Origin of the sequence: Streptomyces sp. R21 (assembly GCF_041051975.1) — a bacterium.
Classification (GTDB): domain Bacteria; phylum Actinomycetota; class Actinomycetes; order Streptomycetales; family Streptomycetaceae; genus Streptomyces.
The window spans coordinates 2771370-2795870 of record NZ_CP163435.1; the positions used below are offsets into that span (position 1 = coordinate 2771370).

The window sequence follows — 24501 nt, forward strand, 5'->3', positions numbered from 1 at the left end:
GTGGACAGGGCCCGGCCGCTCACCACGAGCCGCTCAGCTCTTGCCGCTGTGCTCCTTCGCCCGCTCCTCCGCGGGCCCCCGGCGCACCGCACCCGGCGCGTTCCACTCCTGGCGCCGGCGTGCCCGCAGCTTGGCGCGCTCGGAGGACTCCAGCTGGTAGGGCACCGAGGTCACCATGACGCCGGGGGTGAACAGCAGGCGCCCCTTGAGCCGCAGGGCGCTCTGGTTGTGCAGCAGGTGCTCGTACCAGTGGCCGACCACGTACTCGGGGATGATCACGGACACCGCGTCGCGCGGCGACTCCTTGCGCAGCCCCTTCACGTACTCGATGATCGGCCGCGTGATCTCGCGGTAGGGCGAGTCGAGGACCTTCAGGGGTACGTCGATGCCGCGCCGCTCCCACTCCTCGCGCAGCAGCTTGGTCTCCGCCGGGTCGACGTTGACGGTGAGCGCCTCCAGGGTGTCCGAGCGCATCAGTTTGGCGTAGGCCAGGGCGCGCAGGGTGGGGCGGTGGATCTTGGAGATCAGGACGACCGAGTGGACCCGGGACGGCCGGACGCTGTCGTCGCTCGGGCCCTCGGGGGCCGCGATCTCCTCGGCGACCCGGTCGTAGTGCTTACGGATCGCGGTCATCGTCGCGTAGAAGATCACCATGCCGAGCAGGGCGACCCAGGCGCCGTGCGTGAACTTGGTGACGAGGACGACGACCAGGACCAGGCCCGTGAAGAACGCGCCGAAGGCGTTGATCGCCCGCGAGCGGACCATGTGGCGGCGCTTGGCCTGGTCCTTCTCCGTCGCGAGGTGGCGGTTCCAGTGCCGGACCATGCCGGTCTGGCTGAGCGTGAAGGAGACGAACACGCCGACGATGTAGAGCTGGATCAGCCGCGTCGAGTCGGCGCCGTAGATGATGACGAGCATGGTCGCCGCGCCCGCGAGCAGCACGATGCCGTTGGAGAAGGCGAGGCGGTCGCCGCGGGTGTGCAGCTGGCGGGGCAGGTAGCGGTCCTGGGCGAGGATCGAGCCGAGCAGCGGGAAGCCGTTGTACGCCGTGTTGGCCGCGAGGAACAGGACCAGCGCGGTGGCGGCGGCGAGGACGATGAACAGGAAGCTGCCCTTGCCGAAGACGGCCTCGGCGACCTGTGAGATCACCGGGTTCTGCACGTAGTCGGAACCGATCGCGACGCCGTTGTGGATCAGGTCGGTGGCCGGGTTCTCGGCCATCCGGACCTTGGTCGTCATGGCGAGCGCGATGATGCCGCAGAACATGGTGACGGCGAGCAGGCCCATCGCGGCCAGCGTGGTCGCGGCGTTCTTCGACTTGGGCTTGCGGAAGGCCGGGACGCCGTTGGAGATCGCCTCGACGCCGGTGAGCGCGGCACAGCCGGAGGAGAAGGCGCGCAGCAGCAGGAAGACCAGGGCGAACCCGGCGAGCCCCTGGTGCTCGGCCTTGATGTGATAGTCGGCGGTCGGCGCCTTCATGGTGTCATCGAGGACGAGTCCGCGGAACGCACCCCAGGCGATCATGATGAAGACGCCCGCCACGAAGACGTACGTCGGGATCGCGAAGAGCTTTCCGGACTCCTTGACTCCGCGCAGGTTCATCAGCGTGAGCAGCACGATGACTATGACGGCGCACAGCACCTTGTGCTCGACGACGAAGGGCACCGCGGAGCCGAGGTTCTCGATGCCGGAGGCGATCGACACGGCGACGGTGAGGACGTAGTCGACGAGCAGGGCACTGGCGACCGTGAGACCCGCCCTGGGGCCGAGGTTGGTGTTGGCCACCTCGTAGTCGCCGCCGCCGCTCGGGTAGGCGTGCACGTTCTGCCGGTAGGAGGCGACCACCGTGAACATCAGCACGACGACCGCGACCGCGATCCAGGGGCTGAAGTGGTAGGCCGACACGCCCGCGATGGAGAGGACCAGCAGCACTTCTCCGGGTGCGTACGCCACGGAGGAGAGCGGGTCGGAGGCGAAGACGGGGAGTGCGATGCGCTTCGGCAGAAGCGTTTCCCCGAGCCGGTCGCTGCGCAGTGCGCGCCCGATCAGGATCCGTTTGGGCACGTCGGTCAGTTTGGACACGCAGAGGATCGTATGCGTTCGAACGAGGGGTCGCCCACCCTCCCCGCCCTAGTAGTGCCCTAGCGGCCCGGAGTCTGCTCTCCGAGTGAAATCGCGGAGGGGTCCGGCTGCGGATTCCGCAGGTGGTCGGATCCGCATGTCTATATGACAAAACCCCGCCCGTTTTCCCCTGATGGAGGTTCCATGCACACGACTGCTGAGCTCATCGGCGCCGCCGCCGGACTCGTCGGCCTCGGATTCCTGACACTTGCCAGCGTGCGCAGCATCAGTCGCCGCTGATCGTCGGGGCCGGCCATCGACCCAACACCGGAAAGCTGCAGGCGAGTGTGCACAGGGGTGCCCGCCGTGGACCGTGCGTGTGTACCTTGGGCGGCGGTCTGAGACCCTGTTAAGACCAAGTCAACGTCTCTTGACATCGGATCGGAAGGACGGTCGTGCACATCGTCATCATGGGCTGCGGAAGAGTAGGTTCCGCTCTTGCCCAGACCTTGGAGCAACAGGGGCACACGGTCGCCGTGATCGACCAGGACCCCACCGCCTTCCGACGACTGGGCTCCGGGTTCGGCGGCCGTCGTGTCACTGGAGTGGGCTTCGACCAGGACACCCTGCGCGAAGCGGGCATCGAGGAGGCGGGCGCGTTCGCGGCCGTCTCCAGCGGTGACAACTCGAACATCATCGCCGCCCGGGTGGCCCGCGAGATGTTCGGCATCGAGAACGTGGCGGCGCGGATCTACGACCCCCGCCGCGCCGAGGTCTACCAGCGCCTGGGCATCCCGACCGTCGCCACCGTCCGCTGGACGGCCGACCAGATGCTGCGCCGTCTGCTGCCCTCGGGGGCCGAGCCGCTGTGGCGCGACCCCACGGGCGGCGTCCAGCTCGCCGAGGTGCACGCCTCCGCGGCGTGGGTGGGCCACAAGATCAGCCGGCTCCAGGACGAGACCGGTGTGCGTGTGGCGTTCCTCACCCGGCTGGGCGAGGCGATGCTGCCCTCGTCCCAGACGGTGCTGCAGGAGGGCGACCTCGTGCACGTGATGATGCGTACGGACGACGTGGACAAGGTCGAGGCGGCGTTCGCCAAGGGTCCTGAAGAGGAGGGCGGGCACTGATGAGGGTCGCCATTGCCGGCGCCGGCGCCGTGGGCCGCTCGATCGCGGGCGAACTGCTGGAGAACGGCCACGAGATCCTGCTGATCGACAAGGCGCCGACCGCCATCTCGGTCGAGCGCGTCCCGCAGGCGGAGTGGCTGCTCGCCGACGCCTGCGAGATCACCTCGCTCGACGAGGCGGCGCTCCAGCGCTGCAACGTGGTCATCGCGGCCACCGGTGACGACAAGGTCAACCTCGTCGTCTCGCTGCTCGCGAAGACCGAGTACGGGGTCCCGCGGGTCGTCGCCCGCGTCAACAACCCCAAGAACGAATGGCTGTTCAACGAGTCGTGGGGCGTGGACGTCGCCGTCTCCACCCCGCGCCTCATGTCGGCCCTGGTCGAGGAGGCCGTCAGCGTCGGCGACCTCGTCCGCCTGCTCCGCTTCAGCCACGGCGACGCCAACCTGGTCGAGCTGACGCTGCCGGAGGAGTCGGCGCTGGCCGGCACCCAGGTCGGCGACGTGGAGTGGCCCGAGGACACGTCACTGGTCACCATCATCCGCGGCACCCGCGTCCTGACGCCCTCCAAGGAGGACTCCCTGGAGGCCGGCGACGAGCTCCTCTTCGTGGCCGCCCAGGCCCGCGAGGAGCAGCTGGAGGACCTGCTGTCGGTGCGCCGCGAGGACACGTCGAGCTAGACGGTTCCGCTACGAGGAGGGGGCGCCCGGAGATCTCCGGGCGCCCCCTCCTCGTAGCTACGGAAGTGGTTACGCCTCGCGGCGGTGGCGGGCCGGCGTGGTCTCGCCGCGCTCCTCGGCGAGCGCGGCCTTGCGCTCCTTCTCGGCCTGCTCCTCGGCCTCCATCTCGGCGAACACGTCGATCGGCGCGGGCGCCTTGGCCAGGAAGACCCAGGTGAGCCAGACGGCGAGCAGGAACGGCGGGATCTTCAACGCGATGAGCACCCAGCCGAGTTGGGCGGTGTTGGCCCACCAGTACAGCGGGAAGAGGATCGCGCACTTGGCGAGCAGGATCAGGCCCCAGGCCCAACTGGCCTTCGCGTACGCCTTCTTGCGGCCGGGGTTGCGGGTGCGCCAGGAGAGGTTCTCCTTGAAGACCGGGCCGAGGATCAGTCCGATCAGCGGGACACCGCACAGGGTCGTGACGATGTACGCCACCGCCAGGCCCAGCGTGTAGAGCATGCCCGGCAGGTAGAAGTCCTTGGCGTTGCCGGTCATCATCGCGAAGACCACACCGAAGGCGACACCGAAGACACCGCTGAAGGCGTGCTTGACGGTGTCCTTCATGGCGAGCCGGACGACGACGAGCAGCAGGGACACCGCGAGGGCGGCGATCGCCGACCAGTGCAGGTCCTTGTTGATCGTGAAGATGGTCACGAAGAGGAGGCCGGGCACCACCGTCTCGACCATTCCGCGGAGTCCGCCGAACGCCTCGAAGAGCGCGGCCTCGGTCACCGCCCGGGCGTCCTGCTGGGGGTCTTCGGTCGGCTTGTCGAGCGACGTCACCGGCTACTCCCGTCCAAGCGGTCTCAGTTCGTACTTCGGGTTGAACAGCACCCTACGGCCTCGGCTCATGGAGATGCGGCCGGACGCGATCAGCTTGCGCCCGGGCTCTATGCCCACGATGGAACGGCGGCCGAGCCACACCACGTCCAGGGCTGCCGAGCCGTCGAACAACTCGGCCTCCAGGGCCGGGACTCCGGCCCGTGGACGCAGAGTGACCGTGCGCAAGGTACCAGTAACCGTGACGATCTGGCGGTCGTGGCAGTCGCCGATACGCGTACAGCCCGCGGTCTCGGCGTCCTCACGCAGCTCCTCGGACTCCAGGTCCTCCTGGGACGAGGAGAGCCGGTCCATCATGCGCCGGAACCGGCCCACCGGCTTTTCGGAACGAGGAACAGCACTCATACCGAAAGCGTACCGGGGTGCGCTGACACGAACGTACCCGCAGGGCCCGATCCGAACCGGCGTGCGACTACCCCGTGCCGGTCCGCCCGACGGCCCGGCTCACTTCTCGAACCGGTACCCCATCCCCGCCTCCGTGATGAAGTGCTTCGGATGCGAAGGATCGGCCTCCAGCTTGCGGCGCAGCTGTGCCATGTACACGCGCAGATAGTTCGTCTCCGTGCCGTACGACGGCCCCCACACCTCCTGGAGCAGCTGCTTCTGGCTGACCAGGCGGCCCGTGTTGCGCACCAGCACCTCCAGCAGGTGCCACTCCGTGGGGGTCAGGCGGACGTCGCGTCCGTCGCGGTGGACCTTCTTGGCGGCCAGGTCGACGCTGAAGTCCTCGGTGTCCACGATCACGTCGTCCCCGTCACCCCCGGTGGGCTCCGCGCGACGGACGGCGGCGCGCAGCCGGGCCAGCAGCTCGTCCATGCCGAACGGCTTGGTGACGTAGTCGTCGGCGCCCGCGTCGAGCGCCTCGACCTTCTCGTCGGAGGAGTGACGGGCGGAGAGCACCAGGATCGGCACCCGGGTCCAGCCGCGCAGCCCCTTGATCACCTCGACGCCGTCCATGTCGGGCAGTCCCAGGTCGAGCACGACGACGTCGGGATGACGAGCGGCGGCGGCCTGGAGCGCACCGGCTCCGTCGGCGGCCGAGTCGACCTCGTACTTGCGTGCCTTCAGGTTGATCACGAGGGCGCGCACGATCTGCGGCTCGTCGTCGACCACGAGCACCCGGGTCATCTGGTGTGCCTTTCTGCTGTTCCTGCTGTCCCTGCTGTCCCTACCGTCACTGCTGTCGCTGCCGTCTCTGCCGCGGTGGCGAGGTCCGGCCGGCCGCCCGCGGCGCGGAGCGTGAGCACCATGGTGAGTCCGCCGCCGGGGGTGTCCTCGGCGTTCAGTGTGCCGCCCATGGCTTCGGCGAAGCCGCGGGCGACCGCGAGGCCGAGGCCGACGCCGGCGCCGCGCGGGGCGTCGCCGTAGCGCTGGAAGGGCGCGAAGATGCGGTCCTTGGCCTCGTCGGGAACCCCGGGGCCGCGGTCCACGACCCGCACCTCCACCCGATCGGCCATGGCGCTCGCCGCCACCAGGACCTGTTCGCCGGCGGGGCTGTACTTGACGGCGTTCTCGACGAGATTGGCGACAGACCGCTCCAGCAGCCCCGGGTCCACCGCCACCATGGGCAGGGTCTCCGGGATCTCCAGGTCGACGCTGTCCTCGGGTACGCCGCCGAGCGCCATCGGCACCACCTCGTCGAGGTCGATCTCGCGGATCAGCGGACTGACCGTGCCGGTCTGGAGGCGGGACATGTCGAGCAGGTTGCCCACCAGGTGGTCGAGGCGGTCGGCGCCGTCCTCGATGCCGGCCAGCAGCTCCGCCTGGTCCTCCTCCGACCAGGACACGTCGTCGGAGCGCAGCGAGGACACGGCGGCCTTGATGCCCGCGAGCGGGGTGCGCAGATCATGGCTCACGGCGGCCAGCAGGGCCGTGCGGATGCGGTTGCCCTCGGCGAGCGTGCGGGCCTGGTCGGCCTCGTGCTGGAGGCGCTGGCGGTCCAGGACCACGGCGGCCTGGGCGGCGAACGCGGCCAGTACCCGGCGGTCCGAGGCCGGCAGCACCCGGCCGGACAGCGCGAGCGCCATGTGGTCGCCGACGGGCATGTCCACGTCGGCGTCCTCGGGCCGCTCGACCTGCGGGCGTGTGCCGACGCTGCCCGCGCAGGTCCACGGCTCGACGTCGCTCACCCGCTCCAGCAGGGCCACCGACTCCATCCCGAAGGTCTCCCGGACCCGCTCGAGGAGGGCCTCCAGGCTGGTCTCGCCGCGCAGCACGCTGCCCGCGAGGAAGGAGAGGATCTCCGACTCGGCGCGCAGCCGGGCCGCCTGATGCGTACGCCGGGCCGCCAGGTCCACCACCGACGCGACCGACACCCCGACCCCCACGAAGATCGCCAGCGCGAGCACGTTCTTCGGGTCGGCGATCGTGATGCGGTGCACCGGCGGCGTGAAGTACCAGTTCAGCAGCAGGGAACCGAACGCCGCCGAGGCCAGCGCCGGGAAGAGACCGCCGAGCAGCGCCGCCGCCACCGTCAGCGTCAGGAACAGCAGCACGTCGTTGGCCAGACCGAGGTGAACAGTGCTCAGCAGCACCGTGAGTACCACCGGGCCGGCCAGCCCCACCAGCCAGCCCCAGATGATCCGGGCCCGCCCGAGCCGCGCGCCCCGGGTAACCGGAAGGCCGCGCCCCTTGGCGACCTCCTCGTGCGTGACGATGTGGACGTCGAGGTCGGGGCCGGAGTCGCGGGCCACCGTCGCGCCGACGCCCGGCCCGAAGACGTACTGCCAGGTCTTGCGGCGCGAGGAGCCGAGGACGATCTGTGTGGCGTTGACGCCGCGTGCGAAGTCGAGGAGCGCGGCCGGGATGTCGTCGCCGACGACGTGGTGGAAGGTGCCGCCGAGGTCCTCGACCAGGGTCCGCTGGACAGCCAGCTCCTTCGGCGAAGCGGACGTCAGCCCGTCACTGCGGGCGATATACACGGCGAGCACCTCACCGCCCGCACCCTTCTCCGCGAGCCGCGCGGCCCGCCGGATCAGCGTCCGCCCCTCCGGACCCCCGGTCAGCCCGACCACGATCCGCTCCCGCGAACCCCAGATCTTCGACACCCGGTGCTCACTGCGGTACTCCGTCAGGTACTCGTCCACCCGGTCGGCCACCCACAACAGCGCCAACTCCCGCAACGCCGTCAGATTCCCCGGCCGGAAATAGTTCGACAGCGCCGCATCGACCTTGTCCGGCTTGTAGATGTTGCCGTGCGCCATCCGCCGACGCAGCGCCGGCGGCGACATGTCGACCAACTCGATCTGATCCGCCCGCCGCACCACCTCGTCCGGCACCGTCTCCCGCTGCCGCACCCCGGTGATCGACTCCACCACGTCACCCAGCGACTCCAGATGCTGGATATTGACCGTCGACACGACATCGATACCGGCCGCCAGCAACTCCTCCACGTCCTGCCACCGCTTGTCATTACGGGACCCGGGAATGTTCGTGTGCGCCAGCTCGTCCACCAGCGCAACGGCGGGCCGCCGGGCCAGCACCGCGTCCACGTCCATCTCCGTGAACACCGAACCCCGGTAGTCGATCTCCTTGCGCGGCACCTGCTCCAGACCGTGCAGCATCACCTCGGTACGCGGCCGGTGGTGATGCTCCACGAAAGCGACCACACAGTCCGTACCCCGCTCCACACGACGATGCGCCTCCGACAGCATCGCGTACGTCTTGCCCACGCCCGGTGCCGCACCGAGATAGATCCGAAGCTTGCCGCGTCCCATGGCCCCATTGTCTTCCCGGCACAGCCGTCTTCCTGTCGCAGCCGTGCACGCTGCGTCGACCTTACGGCCAATAATCTCGACAAAAGGGACAGTCGGCTGGTCGGAGGGCGTATTTGACGCAACCCTGACGGGCCGTGACCATGGCGGGCCCCGGACGGTGACCGGGTCAGGACCCGACGATCTCCCCGTCGCTCAGTTCGAGGACGCGGTCGGCGAGGCCGAGCAGGTTCGCGTCGTGGGTGGCGACCAGCGCCGTGACCTGCTCGCTGCGGACGACCGCGCGCAGCAGCTCCATCACGGCGAGTCCGGTCTCGGCGTCGAGCTGCCCCGTCGGTTCGTCGGCGATGAGGAGCGAGGGGTTGTTGGCGAGCGCGCGGGCGATGGCCACCCGCTGCTGCTGGCCGCCGGAGAGCTCGCCCGGCCGCTGCTCGGCATGATCGGCGAGGCCGACGAGGGAGAGCAGCAGCTCGACGCGCTCCTCGCGTTCCCGGGGCGCGGCCCGGCGCAGCCGCATCGGCACGCCGACGTTCTCGGCGGCCGTGAGGATGGGGATCAGCCCGAAGGACTGGAAGACGAAGCCGATCCGGTCCCGGCGCAGCTCCAGGAGCCCGTTCTCGCCGAGCCCGGACATGTCGAGCCCGTCGACGGTGATCCGCCCCCGGTCCGGTTCGTCGAGCCCTCCGACGAGGTTGAGCAGGGTGGTCTTGCCGGAGCCCGAGCGTCCCTTGAGGGCGACGAGTTCACCCCGTGGTATGTCGAAGGAGACGCCGCGCAGCGCATGGACGGCGGCGGCTCCGGTGCCGTAGGACCGGTGCACGTTCTCCACGCGCACCATGGTCTCGGTGACTGTCTGGTGCATGTCCCTCCCCCTTGGGCCGGGCGCCAGTATCGGCACCGGACACCCGGCCGGGCAAGGGTCAGCTCGGGTTGTCCCCGTGCGTGAGCGTCTCCCAGGCGACGAACAGGTTGTTGGTGCCGGCCGGGCGGCTCTGCAGTGTGAGCTTCTGGGTGTTGGTCATCGCGATGCCGAGGCGGTTGTGCAGGGCGTTGTAGCCGACCTCGGTGACGGGCCCGAGGCCCAGGTTCAGCGATCCGCCGCACAGCCAGCTCGGTGCGGCCTCGCCCAGCTGGTACCTGGCCTGGAATCCGAGTGCCTGCCGCAGCCGCTCGCCGACGTCGGTGCCGTACAGGTCCTGCCCCTGGATGCGACTGGTCTCGGCGACGTGCGAGATCGCCGAAATCCCGTACCCGGTGTGAGTGAAGTCGCGACAGGTCTCCTGAGTGAGCCCGGTGACGAAAGTGGACTGCCCCTGCCAGTAGTTGACGACCTTCGCCTTGGTGTCGAGGTGCTGGCTCGGCACGGTCTTCGGCAGTTCGCCGTCCGAGGACAGATAGACGTACGCGGCCGTACGCGTCCGGAACTTCGCCATGGCCTTGTCGTACGACGTCTTGTCCTCCAGGAAGACGGAGATGCCGACTGCGGCCTCCGTCATCGACAGCTCCCAATTGCCGTTGGAGTTCGAGCCGTTGATGATCTCGGGGAGGTAGACGTCGCGGAGCATGGTCGCGAAGCGGCCGGAGTTCGCCCAGCTCCCCGTGTACGTGTACTTGATGATCTCGGCGGCCTTGGGCCAGGAGGAGCCCGCCCAGCCGGTCTGCAGCGGCGCGTTGCTGTTGGTGTGCTCCTTGATCACGGCGGACCACGCGTCCATCAGCGCGATGGACTTCTTCGCGTACCGCTCGTCGCGCGTGATGTACCAGGCGAGGGCGTCGGTGTACGCGGCCATGGCGTCCTGGCGCTCGTCGGTGCAGCCGTAGTCGGGGTTCGAGTAGGAGCCGCACTCGACGGTGGCCCGGGGCTTGGGCGTGCGGTTCAGGTCGGCGTACTTGCTCGCCATCATCTGGTCGTACGCGCCCTTCCAGGGCTGGGCGCCGGCGTTGACCTTGGTGCGCGCGAAGTCCAACTGCGCTCTGGAGACGGTGACTCCGGGATGGGCGAAGGTGCTGGGGGCGGCGTCGGCCCGGTGGGCGGCGGGCCAGGCGAGGGCGCCCGCGAGCAGTGCGGTGGCGGTCGCGAGGAGGGCGGCACGGCGTGGGGTACGGGCAGCGGTACGGCGCATGGTGGGGGCCATCCGTTCTCGTATGTGAACGCTGGGCGCCTTTGTGAACTGAGGCGCTGGCCGCAGACCATAGGTACAGACCAACTGCGCGTCAAGAGACCGCACATGACCCCGTACACGACAAAGGGCCGCACCCCCGGCGGGGTGCGGCCCTTCGAAGAATCCTGCGCCTAGCGAACCTCGGTGATCTCCGGTCCGCGCTGCAACTGCCCCATGCCGCCGGAGAAGCGGGAACCGCTCTGCTCCTCCTGCTGGACACCCTCGGGCACCATCTGCGCGTCGTTCGGCAGCTTCAGGACGATGGGGTCGCGGGGCGCCATCGGGCCCTCACCGCGCACGACGACCGTGTCCCGGAAGATCTGCTCCAGCAGACCCGCGGCCTGCGGCTGCACCGCGCCCTGGCCGGAGATCACGCCCCGCAGGAACCAGCGGGGACCGTCGACACCGACGAACCGGACGACCTGGAAGCCGCCCGTCCCGTCCGGCAGCTGCACCGGCACCTGCGCGCGCAGCTCCCAGCCCAGCGGACCCTCGACCTCGTCGATGACACCGCCCTGCTGGGTGATGCCGGAGGCGATCTCCTCGCGCACCTCGCCCCAGATGCCCTCGCGCTTGGGAGCGGCGAAGGCCTGCAGCTGGATGGCGCTGTCCTTGAGGACGACGGTGGCCGCGACGATCGCGTCGCCCGCGACCTCGACCCGCAGCTCCATGCCGTCGACTCCCGGCACGAAGAGACCCCCGAGGTCCACGCGGCCCTCGGCCGGTTCACGCACCTCGGAGTCGTCCCAGGGACCGTCGGGGCGCGGCTCCGGCTCGAGCCTCACGCGCTCCTGCTCCGTCTCGTCCGCCTCAGTGTCGACGCTGTCGACGACCTGCTCGGCCTCGCCCGCCGCGTCCTCGGCGGCACTGCCCTTCTTGCGACGTCCGAACACGTCACTGTCCTTCCCGGTCGGATACGACCGAAGCGTATCGATTCCCACCCGTTGTGGCGTCCACGGCGGCATGACCGCCGGTGGACCCGAAGCCCCCTGCGGCCCGCACCGATTCGGGAAGCTCCGCGACCTCCTGGAAGCGGACCTTCTCGACCTGCTGGACGACCAGTTGGGCAATCCGGTCGAAGCGCTCGAACCGCACGGACTCGCGCGGGTCGAGATTCACCACGATCACCTTGATCTCCCCACGGTACCCGGCATCCACCGTCCCCGGGGCATTCACCAGGGCGACACCGCAGCGGGCGGCGAGGCCGGAACGCGGGTGCACGAAGGCCGCGTACCCCTCAGGAAGCGCGATGGACACCCCGGTGGGCAGAACCGCCCGTTGGCCGGGCTCCAGTTCACAGCTTTCGGTGGTACGCAGATCGGCTCCCGCGTCACCGGGATGCGCATATTGCGGAAGCGGGACTTCCGGGTCTACGCGCCTGATCAGCACGTCCAGTTCTCGACGGGGACTACGGCTCACGGGTTCACCTCGAAGGCGCGGGCGCGCCGGATCTGGTCCGGGTCGTTCATGGCGGCCCGGATCTCCTCCGGGCGGCCGTTGTCGATGAAGTGGTCGACCTTCACCTCGATGAAGAGGGCGTCGGCGCGGACGGCGACGGGCCCCTCGGGGCCGCCGATCCGTCCGGTGGCGGTCGAGTAGATCTTGCGCCCGGCCACCGCGGTGACCTCGGCCTCCAGGTACAGCACGGTGTCCACGGGCACGGGCCGTACGAAGTCGGTCTCCAGGCGGCCGGTGACGGCGATGGTGCGCAGCAGCCAGTTCAGCGAGCCGAGCGTCTCGTCGAGCGCGGTGGCCAGAACGCCGCCGTGCGCGAGGCCGGGCGCACCCTGGTGGGCGGGCCGCACGGTGAACTCCGCGGTGATCCGGACCCCCTCGGCCGCACGGGCCTCCAGGTGCAGCCCGTGGGGCTGTCCGCCGCCGCAGCCGAAACAGTGTTCGTAGTGCGCCCCGAGGAGCTCGCCGGGGGCGGGCGCGTCGGGGTGCCGCACCGGCGCGACGGCGTCGGCGGGAGGCTTCAGAGCTGCGGAAGTACCACTCACAGGCGCAGACCTTACCCGCGCGTCCACCAAGTCTCCGCACCGTGCCAAGCTTGGCTCCATGCAGCTCTCGCCCTCGCCGTACGAAGAACGCCTCACCGCCCCCCGCAGCTGGTGGCTGGTCTGCTTCCTGGTGGGGATCGCCATGGCCCTGATCCTGCTGCCGTTCGGCACGCTGCCGCTGCTGGCCGGCCTGGTCGGCGGCACCGCCGTCTCGGCGGTCGTGGCCAGTTCGTACGGCTCGATCCGCATCCGGGTCGTCGGCGGCTCGCTCATCGCGGGCGAGGCGAAGATCCCGGTCACGGCGCTGGGCGAGGCCGAGATCCTGGACCAGGACGAGGCGCGCGCCTGGCGCACGTACAAGGCCGACACCCGCGCCTTCATGCTTCTGCGCGCCTACATTCCGACGGCTCTGCGCGTGGAGGTCACCGATCCGGAGGACCCGACGCCGTACGTGTATCTGTCGACCCGGGAGCCCGAGCGGCTGGCGCAGGCACTGAAGGCCGCGCGGACCACGGCGTAGCACCGGCCACGGAGGGGGTCAGCGCCCCAGCTCCTTGGGGATCTCCCCCATCCGCAGCGGATCGGCGGGCTTCTCCAGCGGGGGCAGCTCGGGAAGGGCGTCCCAGGGGACCTGGGCCTTGCGCAGGTCCTTGCGGATGCGCTCCGCGAGGCGTCTGGTGTCGCGGCGGTTCATGACCGCTCCGACGGCCGCGCCGATCATGAACGGCATCAGGTTCGGCAGGTCTCTGACCACACGCTTCATGATCTGCTGGCGCAGCTCGCGCTTCATGTGACCGTTCAGCGCCGAACTGACGGTCGACGGCTTGGTCACGTCAATGCCGCGCTCTCCGGACCAGGAGTTCAGATACGCGGTGCTGCGCTGCTTGAGGTTGCCGGGCGGTCGCAGGCCGTAGACCTCATGGAGCTCGGCGATCATCTTCAGCTCGATCGCGGCGACCCCGGTGATCTCGGCGGCCAGCTCGGTGGGCATCGCGGGCGGCACCGGCAGCATGGCGGCGGCGCCGATCCCGGCGCCCACGGTGGACGTCGCGTTGGCCGCACCGGCGACGAGCTTGTCCGCGAGCTGCTCGGCCGTCAGGCCGGGGAACTGTCTGCGCAGCGTCTCGAGGTCCCGTACGGGGATGCGCGGGGCGTTGTCGATGATCCGGTCGGCGAGATACGCAAGGCCCGCTCTGGCCTTGCTGCCGCCCTTGCGGACGCCTTCTCTGACCCCGTCGCGGACGGCGGCCGCGCGGCGCCGCGCGACGGGCGCCGGACTCTGCTCCGGCGCCGTGGCACCGATGGGCGCCGGAGCGCCTGTGTGCCTCGTGGCGGGCGCCCGCTCGAGCGAGGCTGATCCTGGTTCGGAAGAGCCCCGCTCGTCGTCACGCACGCCTTCAGAGCCGTCTGACGGCCCTTCGTCCGCCGCCCGTCCGGGGCGGCGGCGCTCCCAAGGTGAGGTCGAGCCAGTCACGGCCGACCCTGCCTCAGTCGCAGTCGCGGCAGATCGGCTGACCGTTCTTCTCTCGGGCCAGCTGGCTGCGGTGGTGCACCAGGAAGCAGCTCATGCAGGTGAACTCGTCCTGCTGCTTGGGCAGCACCCGGACGGCCAGCTCCTCGTTCGAGAGGTCTGCGCCGGGCAGCTCGAGGCCTTCCGCGGCCTCGAACTCGTCCACGTCTACGGCCGACGTCGACTTGTCGTTCCGGCGAGCCTTCAGTTCTTCAAGGCTGTCCGAGTCGACGTCGTCGTCGGTCTTGCGTGGGGTGTCGTAATCCGTTGCCATGTCGCTCTCCCCCTCTGGGTGTCTGCGGTGTCTCCAGCGCACGTAACGCGTGAGAGGCCGGACTTGTGCCCGACCCGAGGCGGAGATTTTGCCTCACATCAAGGTCTGTTACTCAATCGACACCCAACCGGACTCCTCAAGAGTGATCGGCTTGGATGGCGATGCGGACCGTACACGGTCTCAAGGCCGCACTTCAAAGGCGTCCCACCGTGTACTTCCCGTGATCTAGACCCTCGAAAACCCGGATTTTCCCGGCTTTCCGACAGCCTGCATGATCACGGAGCGTAGATGGCCCGAAAATCGCCCTTGTGATCGATCACACATGAGCCTCCCAGCCGGGTGACCCGAAAATTCCGCTCAAAGCGAACATCGTCGCCTGTCGGCGACATGGTCTCAGATGGGAAGGGTGACGCGCATCACGAGACCTCCCCCCTCGCGAGGCTCCGCGACGATGTGTCCGCCGTGGGCGCGGGTCACGGACCGGACGATGGACAGGCCGAGGCCCACTCCCTTGTCGCTGCCCGTGCGCTCCGTGCGCAGCCGCCGGAAGGGTTCGAAAAGATTGTCGATCTCGTACGCGGGAACGACCGGCCCCGTGTTCGACACCACCAGCACCGCCTGCCCGTGCTGCGCCTCCGTGGTGACCTCCACCCAGCCGTCGTCCGGCACGTTGTACCGCACGGCGTTCTGGACGAGGTTCAGGGCGATCCGCTCCAGCAGGACGCCGTTGCCCTGGACGACCACGGGAGCCCGTTTCCCGCGGATCAGCACACCCTTGGCCTCCGCCTCGGCGTGCACCTGGTCGACGGCCTGCGAGGCGACCTCCGCGAGGTCGACGGGCTTGCGCTCCACTATCTGGTTGTCGCTGCGGGCGAGCAGCAGCAGACCCTCCACGAGCTGCTCGCTGCGCTCGTTGGTGGCCAGCAGCGTCTTGCCGAGCTGCTGCAGCTCCATCGGTGCGCCCGGGTCGGAGAGGTGCACCTCCAGAAGCGTGCGGTTGATCGCCAGCGGCGTCCGCAGCTCGTGCGAGGCGTTGCCGACGAACCGCTGCTGCGCCGTGAAGGCCCGCTGGAGGCGCTCCAGCATCTCGTCGAAGGTGTCCGCCAGCTCCTTCAACTCGTCGTCCGGACCGTCCAGTTCGATACGCCGGGACAGGTCCGAGCCCGCCACCGCGCGCGCGGTGCGGGTGATCCGGCCGAGCGGCGAGAGCACCCGGCCCGCCATCGCGTAACCGAAGGCGAACGCGATCACGGCGAGGCCGAGGAGCGCGAGGAGCGAGCGGCTCAGCAGGTTGTCCAGGGCGACCTTGCGCTGCGCGTCGGTGCACGCGCTGATGGCGTCGTTGAACGTGGACAGCGTGAGGTCGTTCGCGCTGACAGCCGGGCAGTTTTCGCTGGTGACCCTGATCGACTGGCCGCCCACGATCTTGAAGAGCGGTTCGTTGCCCGTGTTCAGGGCCTGCGCGGCGAGCAGGTAGATGATCGACAGCAGCAGGATGCCGGCGATGAGGAACATGCCGCCGTAGAGCAGCGTGAGCCTTATCCGGATCGTGGGACGCAGCCACGGGAACGGAGGCTCCTGCCGCCTGGGGTCCCACGTGGGTTTCGGAGGCGCCGTCGGCGGCGCTGGGGTCGTGGCCACGGTCGATCAGATCCGGTAGCCGGAGCCGGGCACGGTGACGATGACCGGGGGCTCGCCGAGCTTGCGGCGCAGCGTCATCACGGTCACCCGCACCACGTTCGTGAACGGGTCCGTGTTCTCGTCCCAGGCCTTCTCCAGGAGCTGCTCGGCGGAGACGACGGCGCCCTCGCTGCGCAGCAGCACCTCCAGGACCGCGAACTCCTTCGGGGCGAGCTGGACCTCCTTGCCGTCGCGGAAGACCTCGCGACGGTTGGGGTCGAGCTTGATTCCGGCGCGCTCCAGGACCGGCGGCAGCGGCAGGCTCGTACGGCGTCCGAGGGCTCGGACACGCGCGGTGAGCTCGCTGAACGCGAAGGGCTTGGGGAGGTAGTCGTCGGCACCGATCTCCAGGCCCTCGACACGGTCGCTGACGTCGCCGGAGGCCGTGAGCATCAGGACGCGGGTGGGCATGCCGAGCTCGACGATCTTGCGGCAGACGTCGTCGCCGTGGACGAGGGGGAGGTCTCGGTCGAGGACGACCACGTCGTAGTCGTTGACGCCGATGCGCTCCAGGGCGGCCGCACCGTCGTACACGACGTCGACGGCCATGGCCTCCCGGCGCAGTCCGGTGGCCACCGCATCGGCGAGCAGCTGCTCGTCCTCGACGACGAGTACGCGCACGTCGCTTGTCCTTCCTCTGTCCACTCGCGTAGCGCCGTTCTCGGCGTACGCGGGCAGGGTCTGTCGGGGGTAAGGGCTCCATCCTGCCCTTTTCGGCCGTAAACCGGCTGTAAGACGGGTGAGGGGCCCGGGAATGCCAGATTTTCTCGCCGGGTTGAGGTTTCCACGGAAGGGAGCGCGGGGAGGACGGCTTTACACCCCGCGATCACGCTCTGCATGCGGCACGCCACATGTTGCTTGTGGTGGGCCACGGTCCGCTTTCCGCAGAGCGGGCGTGGGTGTCCGGCACCGTCGCCGCCCGGCAGGGCAGCGCTGGGCACCCCTTGATGGAGACGTGATCGCCCCTTCCGAACGGCACACCCCCGTGCCAACGACCCACGACCCAGGACGAGGGGGCGCAGCATGGACGCATTCACCGCAGGACTTCTGCAGCGCATAAGGGCGACCGAGTCCGACCTGACGCGGGCTCGCGAAACCGGCGACGACTTCCTCGCGGAGGTCGAGCAGGCCGAGCTCGACGACCTGCACCGCCTTGCCGCCGAGCACGGTGTGGAGGTCGGCGCCGCGTCACGCGTCTGAGCAGTTCGCACGAAAGCGGGGCCCCGGCATCGATCCAGTGCCGGGGCCCCGCTGGTTTCGCCGTGTGTTGCTGGGCTCGTCGTGCGGGCTTCGTCCAGGCTTGTTCTACGGCCTGTCAGTCGTGCCAGGCGCCGAACTCCTCCAGGAGCCGCTGGAGGGGTTCGAAGACGCCCGGGGTGGCTGCCACCGCCAGATCGCGTGCGGGGCGCTCTCCGGGGCGTCCACCGGTCAGGGCGCCCGCCTCGCGGGCGATCAGGTCGCCCGCCGCGAGGTCCCAGGGGTTGAGACCCCGCTCGTAGTAGCCGTCCAGGCGGCCCGCCGCCACGTCGCACAGGTCGACCGCCGCCGAGCCGCCCCGCCGGATGTCGCGCAGCAGGGGGATCAGCCGCTGGACGACGTCGGCCTGGTGGACGCGGACCTCGTGGACGTAGTTGAAGCCGGTCGAGACGAGGGCCTGGTCCAGGGGCGGCGCCGGGCGGCAGGCCAGCCGGCGCTCCCCCTCCCAGGCCCCGGTGGCCCAGGCACCGCCGCCGCGCACGGCGTGGAACGTCTCGCCGCGCATCGGCACCGCGACGACGCCTACGACCCGCTCGCCGTCCTGCTCGGCCGCGATGGACACCGACCAGGTCGGCAGCCCGTACAGGTAGTTGACCGTGCCGTCGAGCGGGTCGATGACCCAGCGGATGCCGCTGGTGCCCTCCGACGAGGCGCCCTCCTCACCGAGGAAGCCGTCGTCGGGCCGCTGCTCGGAGATGAGGTCGGTGATCAGCTTCTCGGCGGCGATGTCCATCTCGGTCACGACGTCGATCGGGCTGGACTTCGTCGCGGCGACGGCGAGGTCGGCCGGGCGTCCGTCCCGCAGCAGTTCACCGGCCCTGCGGGCGGCCTCCTGGGCGAGCTGGAGCAGTTCGGCGTGCAGGGGCTCGGTCACGGTTCTCCTTGGACGGGCGTTGGGGACGGACGCGACGAAGGGCGCAGCGACCGGCACCGGCAATCAGCGGTGAACGCAGCGCATCAGCGCGGGCAGGCCACCTCACCGGCAGCCCGGCGGCGCGGCCGGCCCACCGCGCGGGCCGCGCGTCGGCGGGCCGTACGCGCGCGTGCGTCACGCGTACGGGCTGTCGGCGCCCGCGGCGGCCGGCTTCGGGGCGCGGGACGGGCAGCAGCCGACCGGGCAGAGGTCGTGGCTGGCGCCCAGGGCGCCGAGCGCGCACGGGGTCACCCGCCGCCCGCTCTCGGCCGCCGCACGCTCCAGGACGAGGTCACGGACCGCGGCGGCGAACCGGGGGTCGGCGCCCACGGTGGCCGAGCGGCGCACCGGCAGGCCGAGCTCCTCCGCCTTGGCCTTCGCCTCCGTGTCGAGGTCGTACAGGACCTCCATGTGGTCCGAGACGAACCCGATGGGCGCCATCACGACGGCCGGGACCCCGGCGCCGTGCAGCTCCTCCAGGTGGTCACAGATGTCGGGCTCCAGCCAGGGGATGTGCGGGGCCCCGGAGCGCGACTGGTAGGCGAGCCGCCAGGGGTGGTCGATGCCGGTCTCCTCGCGCACGGCGTCGGCGATCAGCTGGGCGACGTCCAGGTGCTGCTCGACGTATGCACCGCCGTCGCCGTGGCCCTCGACCGGGCCGGAGGTGTCGGCCGCCGCGTCCGGGATGGAGTGCGTCGTGAAGGCGAGGTGAGCGCCCTCCCGTACGTCCTCGGGGAGTTCGGCGAGGGACTTCAGGACGCCCTCCACCATGGGCCCTACGAAGCCGGGGTGGTTGAAGTAGTGCCGCAGCTTGTCGACCTTCGGCAGCTCCAGGCCCTCGGCCTCCAGCGTCGCCAGCGACTCCGCGAGGTTCTCGCGGTACTGGCGGCAGCCCGAGTACGACGCGTACGCGCTGGTGGCGAGGACCAGGATGCGGCGGCGGCCGTCGGCGACCATCTCGCGCAGGGTGTCCGTCAGGTACGGCGCCCAGTTGCGGTTGCCCCAGTAGACGGGCAGGTCCAGGCCGTGGTCCGCGAAGTCCTTGCGGAGGGCGTCGAGCAGGGCGCGGTTCTGGTCGTTGATGGGGCTGACCCCGCCGAACAGGAAGTAGTGCTGCCCCACCTCCTTGAGCCGTTCCTTGGGGATGCCGCGCCCACGCGTCACGTTCTCCAGGAACGGGACCACGTCGTCCGGGCCTTCGGGGCCGCCGAACGAGAGCAGGAGCAGGGCGTCGTAGGGGGTGGCATCGAGCGCATCTGGCATGACTCCGATCCTGCCACCCGTCGCTGACAGACGGACAACGGCTACGTGACCAGAGGGAACAGGAGTGCGTTAGGGTCACCTAACCCGTAAGCTGTATCGGCAGCCTTGACGCCTTACCGGAGCCCGTCCGCGCCTGGCGACCGCGCGGACGGACCGAGCCGACCGGAGACCCCGTGCCCAGCCCCTACCGCGCCCTGTTCGACGCCCCCGGTTCCAAGGGCTTCTCCGCCGCCGGCCTCCTCGGCCGTATGCCGCTGTCGATGATGGGCATCGGCGTCGTCACGATGATCTCCCAGCTCACCGGGCGCTATGGGCTCGCGGGCGCGCTGTCCGCCACCATCGCGCTGGCCGCCGCGGCGATCGGGCCGCAGATCTCACGCCTGGTGGACCAGTACGGGCAGCGGCGGATACTGCGCCCGGCGACGCTCTTCGCACTCGCCGCGGCGGCCGGGCTGCTGCTCGCCGCGCACTTCGAGTGGCCGGACTGGGTGCTGTTCGTGTGCGCCGCCGGCATCGGCTCGGTGCCGAGCCTGGGCGCGATGATCAGGGCCCGCTGGGCGGCCCTCTACCGGGACACTCCGCAGCTGCACACCGCGTACTCGTTCGAGTCCGTGGTGGACGAGGTCTGCTTCATCTTCGGGCCGATCATCTCCATCGGCCTGTCCACGGTCTGGTTCCCGGAAGCGGGTCCGCTCCTCGCCGCCTGCTTCCTCGCGGCGGGCGTCTTCTGGCTGACGGCCCAGCGCGCCACCGAACCGGAACCGCATCCACGCACGCACGGCGCGGGCGGTTCGGCACTGCGCTCCCCCGGACTCCAGGTCCTGGTGGCCACGTTCGTGGCGACCGGCACCATCTTCGGAGCGGTCGACGTGGTCACCGTGGCCTTCGCGGAGGAGCAGGGCCACAAGGGCGCGGCCAGTGTCGTCCTCGCGCTCTATGCCGCGGGCTCCTGCGTAGCAGGAGCCGTGTTCGGGCTGCTGCACCTCAAGGGGGCCGCCGAACGCCGGTGGCTGCTGGGCATATGCACGATGGCCGTGAGTATGATCCCCCTCCTACTGGTCGGAAACTTGCCGTTCCTGGCCGTGGCGCTGTTCGTTGCGGGTCTGTCCATCGCTCCTACGATGATCACGACGATGTCCCTCATCGAGCAGCACGTACCACGCGCGAAGCTGACCGAGGGCATGACCTGGGTGAGCACCGGACTCGCGGTCGGCGTCGCGCTCGGTTCTTCCATGGCCGGCTGGGTGATCGACTCGGCCGGAGCGAAGGCCGGGTACGGGGTTCCGGCGGTGTCCGGGGCCGTCGCGGTCGCGGTGGGTTTCCTCGGGTATCGCCGGCTGAGCAGGCCGGTTCCGCAGCGGGGAGGGACCCATGAGCAGCACAGCGAGCGGGAAGAGCGGAACGTGGCGTAACTGGGCGGGGAACGTGACGTCCCGTCCGGTACGGGAGGTCTCGCCCGCGTCCGTCGAGGAGCTCTCCGCGGCTGTACGGAAGGCGGCCGAGGACGGCCTGCGAGTGAAGGCCGTGGGCACCGGGCACTCCTTCACATCCGCCGCCGCGACCGACGGCGTCTTGATCCGCCCTCAACTGTTGACCGGCATTCGCAACATTGATCGCGAGGCCGGCACGGTCACGGTCGAAGCGGGCACCCCGCTCAAGCGTCTCAATGTCGCCCTCGCCCGCGAGGGCCTGTCGCTCACCAACATGGGCGACATCATGGAGCAGACGGTGTCGGGCGCGACCAGCACCGGAACGCACGGCACGGGCCGCGACTCGGCCTCGATCGCCGCCCAGATCAAGGGCCTTGAGCTGATGACGGCCGACGGTACGGTGCTGAGCTGCTCGGAGAAGGAGAATCCGGAGGTCTTCGCGGCAGCCCGGATCGGCATCGGCGCCCTGGGGATCGTCACCGCGATCACCTTCTCCGTGGAGCCCATCTTCCTGCTCACGGCCCGCGAGGAGCCGATGACCTTCGACAAGGTCACCGCCGACTTCGACGAACTCTTCACCGAGAACGAGCACTTCGAGTTCTACTGGTTCCCGCACACCGGCAACTGCAACACCAAGCGCAACAACCGCAGCGCGGGCCCCGAGAAGCCCGTGAGCGCGGTGAGCGGATGGATCGAGGACGAGTTCCTCTCCAACGGCGTCTTCCAGGTGGCCAATCTGGTGGGCCGGGCCGTTCCCGCGACCATCCCGACGATCGCGAAGGTGTCCAGCCGCGCGCTCTCCGCCCGCACCTACACCGACATTCCCTACAAGGTCTTCACTTCTCCGCGCCGGGTGCGCTTCGTGGAGATGGAGTACGCCGTCCCGCGCGAGGCCCTGGTCGAGACGCTGCGCGAACTGAAGACGATGGTCGACCGCTCACCCCTGCGGGTCAGCTTCCCTGTCGAGGTGCGCACGGCCCCCGCGGACGACATCACGCTCTCCACGGCGTCCGGCCGCGAGAGCGCCTACATCGCCGTCCACATGTTCCGCGGCACCCCGTACCAGGCGTACTTCACCGCCGCCGAGCGGATCTTCACCGCGCACGAAGGACGGCCGCACTGGGGCAAGGTGCACACGCGCGACGCGGAGTACTTCTCGAAGGTGTATCCGCGCTTCGGGGAGTTCACCGCGCTGCGGGATCGGCTTGATCCTGATCGGCGCTTTGCGAACGACTACTTGCGTCGGGTGCTGGGGTCGTAGCGGTCGCGCTCGGTGTCGGGGACACGGTGTCGTCGTCCCCGGCCTCCGAGTCCGCGCCGGAACTCGGCGTCGGCGTGGGCGTCGTAGCGCCGGAGTCATCGTCGGCGGTGCCACCACCGGACGGTTGCCCGGACTCGGACGATCCGCCCGAGGGCGTGGCCGAGGACGACGACGAAGGCGACGAAACCGAAGGTGAAGGCGTGCCGCCGGGCTCCGAGTCGGAGCCCGAGCCGCCGCTGCCCTGGAAGGCGTCACCGACGGTCGTGCTCCTGCCGTCGCCGCTGAAGCTCTGCCCCGACACCAGTTCGTACGTGGTGATGCCCGCCATGGTGACGCCGAAGACGAGCGCCGCGGCGACCACCGGCCGCTTCCAGCTCCTGACCCGTGCGCGATAGACGGTCCCTTCGGTGAACTGCCCCTCGGCGGGCGCCTGTCGGGAGCGCGGCTTGGGCGGCACCGTCACCTCGCGGATCTGCTCACCGGTGCGCTTGAAGAAGTGCTGGAAGAGCGTGCCGCCGCAGGTGGCGACCACACTCACCAGACCGGCGCCCAGGATGGTGCCGTAGACGCCGAAGTAGGAGGCGAGTTTCGCCGCCACCACCGCGGCCACGGCGCTGCCAGCGACTTGAGGGAGGCTCAGATCCACCCGTTTCTTCTTCGACTCCGCGTCGACGTCCGGCATTTCCCCGGCATCCGGCTTTCCACGCATCCCCGGACCTTGCCTGCCTTTCCCGTACTTGATCGACCAACCACACGAGAGAGGGACGTACAGGCGAAACGATTAGTTCCGTTTCTGCCGATTACGTGAAGTGCGCCACTTTTCATGGTCACGAAAACGGCGCTTCGGACGGCCAACTACCACGCCCCACTAGAAGTTGGGCGGCGCGCCGATCCACGCACGTGGCCCGAATGGAGTACTGTTGCGAGCCCTGGGTCCGGACTCCCGCCAGGGTGTCCGGGGCCTTGCAGGACCGCCGGGAGGGGGCTCGTTGCACAGGGTGATGGAGTTCGTCACTTAGCGTTGCGAATAGGTAACCGTGCCATAACGGCGAGTTCGGGCCCCTGCCCGACACGCCGGGCAACTCGGCAAGGTTGTGGCAGGCTGCACCCGGGCAGGCCACACTCGACTAGCGGAAGCAGCGACGCACGTGACGTCGGCAGGCACCACCCGGGAGGTCCCCATGCCCGAACTGCGTGTCGTGGCCGTCTCTAACGACGGCACACGGCTGGTGCTGAAGGCTGCGGACAGCACGGAGTACACGCTTCCGATTGACGAACGGCTCCGCGCCGCCGTGCGCGGCGACCGTCCCCGCCTCGGCCAGATCGAGATCGAGGTGGAGAGCCATCTCCGCCCCCGAGACATCCAGGCGCGTATACGTGCCGGCGCGTCCGCGGAGGAAGTCGCCCAGCTCGCCGGAATCCCCGTCGATCGCGTACGCCGCTTCGAGGGCCCCGTGCTGGCCGAGCGCGCCTTCATGGCCGAGCGGGCCCGGAAGACTCCGGTCCGCCGCCCCGGCGAGAACGCCGGACCCCAGCTCGGCGAGGCGGTGCAGGAGCGGCTGCTGCTGCGCGGCGCCGACAAGGAGACCGTCCAGTGGGACTCGTGGCGTCGCGACGACGGCACATGGGAAGTGCTGCTGGTCTACCGGGTCGCGAGTGAACCGCACTCGGCGAGCTGGACGTACGACCCGCCCCGGCGGCTCGTCCAGGCCGTCGACGAGGAGGCGCGCTCGCTGATCGGCGAGTCCGAGGATCTCGCGGCAACGGCCGAGCCGAGCTTCCCGTTCGTGCCGCGGATCGCGCGGCTGCCCCGGGACCGCCCGCTCGACCGCGCCCTGGACCGGCAGATGGAGCGGCCGAGCCCGCCCCCGGAGCCGGTCGAGGAGACCACGAACGACCGGGACTCCCTCACCAGCCTCCTCGAAGCGGTGCCCAGCTTCCGGGGCGACATGGTGGTGCCCGAGCGGCCCTCCACCACGGAGCTCCCCGCGGCCGAGGAACCTCCCGTGGAGCCCGAGTCGGAGGAGCCGCCGGCTCCCGCCGCCTCGGCCGGGGCCGGTTCCGCCTACGCGGACGTCCTCATGCCCCGTTCGGTCGGCGCCCACCGCGACCGCCTCGTCGGCGCGACCGACCGCCAGGCCGAGGCCGACGGGGTCCGCCCGGGCCGCCGCGCGGCCGTCCCGAGCTGGGACGAGATCGTGTTCGGCACGCGGCGCAAGAAGCAGGAGTAGCAGGCACGTGTACGGCGACAGGGATCTCACCGGGCTGGTGAGATCCCTGTTGGCTTTTGC

Annotated in this window: 24 protein-coding genes; 7 read left to right on the forward strand and 17 right to left on the reverse strand. The window is 69.9% G+C overall.

Features of this window, described 5'->3' with window-relative positions; genetic code table 11:
* Window positions 1-33: 33 nt before the first annotated feature.
* Window positions 34-2082, reverse strand: coding sequence for an APC family permease (locus AB5J56_RS12415; protein ID WP_369232763.1), 2049 nt, complete (start codon window positions 2080-2082; stop codon window positions 34-36).
* A gap of 434 nt (window positions 2083-2516) precedes the next feature.
* On the opposite strand from AB5J56_RS12415, the gene AB5J56_RS12420 reads away from it, so the two are divergent.
* Window positions 2517-3188, forward strand: a complete 672-nt coding sequence (locus AB5J56_RS12420) for a TrkA family potassium uptake protein (protein ID WP_356139815.1) — start codon at window positions 2517-2519, stop codon at window positions 3186-3188.
* Window positions 3188-3865 (forward strand): TrkA family potassium uptake protein, encoded by a 678-nt coding sequence (locus tag AB5J56_RS12425; protein ID WP_369232764.1) that lies wholly within the window; start codon window positions 3188-3190, stop codon window positions 3863-3865. The genes AB5J56_RS12420 and AB5J56_RS12425 overlap by 1 nt, the downstream gene beginning before the upstream one ends.
* Window positions 3866-3934: 69 nt before the next feature.
* Here AB5J56_RS12425 and AB5J56_RS12430 read toward each other — a convergent pair whose 3' ends face one another.
* The 9 genes from AB5J56_RS12430 to AB5J56_RS12470 form a co-directional block, all read right to left on the reverse strand.
* On the reverse strand, window positions 3935-4690 hold the full coding sequence (locus AB5J56_RS12430) for a DUF3159 domain-containing protein (RefSeq protein WP_369232765.1): 756 nt from the start codon (window positions 4688-4690) through the stop codon (window positions 3935-3937).
* A gap of 3 nt (window positions 4691-4693) precedes the next feature.
* Window positions 4694-5092, reverse strand: a complete 399-nt coding sequence (locus tag AB5J56_RS12435) for an OB-fold nucleic acid binding domain-containing protein (RefSeq protein WP_356148587.1) — start codon at window positions 5090-5092, stop codon at window positions 4694-4696.
* A gap of 99 nt (window positions 5093-5191) precedes the next feature.
* Entirely contained in the window at window positions 5192-5875 is a 684-nt protein-coding gene (locus tag AB5J56_RS12440) for a response regulator (protein ID WP_369232766.1), read from the reverse strand.
* Window positions 5872-8463 carry an ATP-binding protein gene (locus AB5J56_RS12445; RefSeq protein WP_369232767.1) on the reverse strand — a complete coding sequence of 864 codons (2592 nt, stop codon included), beginning with the start codon at window positions 8461-8463 and terminating at the stop codon, window positions 5872-5874. Before AB5J56_RS12445 ends, AB5J56_RS12440 begins: the two co-directional genes overlap by 4 nt.
* 166 nt (window positions 8464-8629) lie before the next feature.
* Entirely contained in the window at window positions 8630-9322 is a 693-nt protein-coding gene (locus AB5J56_RS12450) for an ABC transporter ATP-binding protein (protein WP_369232768.1), read from the reverse strand.
* Window positions 9323-9380: 58 nt separating this feature from the next.
* The gene (locus AB5J56_RS12455; RefSeq protein WP_369232769.1) at window positions 9381-10583 is read right to left on the reverse strand and encodes an alginate lyase family protein; all 1203 of its coding nucleotides are present in this window, start codon (window positions 10581-10583) and stop codon (window positions 9381-9383) included.
* Between the two features lie 170 nt (window positions 10584-10753).
* The gene (locus tag AB5J56_RS12460) at window positions 10754-11515 is read right to left on the reverse strand and encodes a DUF3710 domain-containing protein (RefSeq protein WP_369232770.1); all 762 of its coding nucleotides are present in this window, start codon (window positions 11513-11515) and stop codon (window positions 10754-10756) included.
* 1 nt (window position 11516) lies between these two features.
* Window positions 11517-12041, reverse strand: a complete 525-nt coding sequence (gene dut / locus AB5J56_RS12465) for a dUTP diphosphatase (RefSeq protein ID WP_369232771.1) — start codon at window positions 12039-12041, stop codon at window positions 11517-11519.
* The gene (locus AB5J56_RS12470; RefSeq protein WP_369232772.1) at window positions 12038-12622 is read right to left on the reverse strand and encodes a PaaI family thioesterase; all 585 of its coding nucleotides are present in this window, start codon (window positions 12620-12622) and stop codon (window positions 12038-12040) included. Before AB5J56_RS12470 ends, dut begins: the two co-directional genes overlap by 4 nt.
* A gap of 58 nt (window positions 12623-12680) precedes the next feature.
* Here AB5J56_RS12470 and AB5J56_RS12475 point away from each other — a divergent pair, with 58 nt between their 5' ends.
* Window positions 12681-13142 carry a DUF3093 domain-containing protein gene (locus AB5J56_RS12475; RefSeq protein WP_369232773.1) on the forward strand — a complete coding sequence of 154 codons (462 nt, stop codon included), beginning with the start codon at window positions 12681-12683 and terminating at the stop codon, window positions 13140-13142.
* Between the two features lie 18 nt (window positions 13143-13160).
* On the opposite strand, the gene AB5J56_RS12480 is transcribed toward AB5J56_RS12475, so the two are convergent.
* The 4 genes from AB5J56_RS12480 to AB5J56_RS12495 all read right to left on the reverse strand — a co-directional run bounded on the left by AB5J56_RS12480 (window position 13161) and on the right by AB5J56_RS12495 (window position 16707).
* Window positions 13161-14096 (reverse strand): hypothetical protein, encoded by a 936-nt coding sequence (locus tag AB5J56_RS12480; protein ID WP_369232774.1) that lies wholly within the window; start codon window positions 14094-14096, stop codon window positions 13161-13163.
* A 13-nt stretch (window positions 14097-14109) separates the two neighbouring features.
* The gene (locus AB5J56_RS12485; RefSeq protein ID WP_005481602.1) at window positions 14110-14406 is read right to left on the reverse strand and encodes a DUF4193 domain-containing protein; all 297 of its coding nucleotides are present in this window, start codon (window positions 14404-14406) and stop codon (window positions 14110-14112) included.
* A gap of 393 nt (window positions 14407-14799) precedes the next feature.
* Complete coding sequence (locus tag AB5J56_RS12490; RefSeq protein WP_369232775.1) at window positions 14800-16047, reverse strand: sensor histidine kinase; 1248 nt, start codon at window positions 16045-16047, stop codon at window positions 14800-14802.
* Between the two features lie 6 nt (window positions 16048-16053).
* Window positions 16054-16707 carry a response regulator transcription factor gene (locus tag AB5J56_RS12495; RefSeq protein WP_006380516.1) on the reverse strand — a complete coding sequence of 218 codons (654 nt, stop codon included), beginning with the start codon at window positions 16705-16707 and terminating at the stop codon, window positions 16054-16056.
* Between the two features lie 402 nt (window positions 16708-17109).
* On the opposite strand from AB5J56_RS12495, the gene AB5J56_RS12500 reads away from it, so the two are divergent.
* A complete protein-coding gene (locus AB5J56_RS12500; protein ID WP_369232776.1) occupies window positions 17110-17286 on the forward strand; it encodes a hypothetical protein in 177 nt (58 codons plus the stop codon).
* A gap of 115 nt (window positions 17287-17401) precedes the next feature.
* Here the strand turns inward: AB5J56_RS12500 and AB5J56_RS12505 are convergent, their stop codons facing one another.
* The gene (locus AB5J56_RS12505) at window positions 17402-18217 is read right to left on the reverse strand and encodes an inositol monophosphatase family protein (RefSeq protein WP_369232777.1); all 816 of its coding nucleotides are present in this window, start codon (window positions 18215-18217) and stop codon (window positions 17402-17404) included.
* 174 nt (window positions 18218-18391) lie between these two features.
* Complete coding sequence (locus AB5J56_RS12510) at window positions 18392-19519, reverse strand: ferrochelatase (protein ID WP_369232778.1); 1128 nt, start codon at window positions 19517-19519, stop codon at window positions 18392-18394.
* Window positions 19520-19692: 173 nt separating this feature from the next.
* Between AB5J56_RS12510 and AB5J56_RS12515 the strand changes: the two genes are divergently transcribed.
* Both AB5J56_RS12515 and AB5J56_RS12520 read left to right on the forward strand, forming a co-directional pair.
* Window positions 19693-20931: an MFS transporter gene (locus AB5J56_RS12515; RefSeq protein WP_369232779.1), complete on the forward strand. Its 1239-nt coding sequence runs from the start codon at window positions 19693-19695 to the stop codon at window positions 20929-20931.
* Entirely contained in the window at window positions 20891-22210 is a 1320-nt protein-coding gene (locus AB5J56_RS12520) for a D-arabinono-1,4-lactone oxidase (protein ID WP_369232780.1), read from the forward strand. Before AB5J56_RS12515 ends, AB5J56_RS12520 begins: the two co-directional genes overlap by 41 nt.
* Here AB5J56_RS12520 and AB5J56_RS12525 read toward each other — a convergent pair.
* The gene (locus AB5J56_RS12525; RefSeq protein ID WP_369232781.1) at window positions 22134-22919 is read right to left on the reverse strand and encodes a hypothetical protein; all 786 of its coding nucleotides are present in this window, start codon (window positions 22917-22919) and stop codon (window positions 22134-22136) included. The two genes, AB5J56_RS12520 and AB5J56_RS12525, sit on opposite strands and share 77 nt — an antisense overlap.
* 472 nt (window positions 22920-23391) lie before the next feature.
* On the opposite strand from AB5J56_RS12525, the gene sepH reads away from it, so the two are divergent.
* Complete coding sequence (sepH, locus tag AB5J56_RS12530; RefSeq protein ID WP_369232782.1) at window positions 23392-24441, forward strand: septation protein SepH; 1050 nt, start codon at window positions 23392-23394, stop codon at window positions 24439-24441.
* Window positions 24442-24501: the final 60 nt, after the last annotated feature.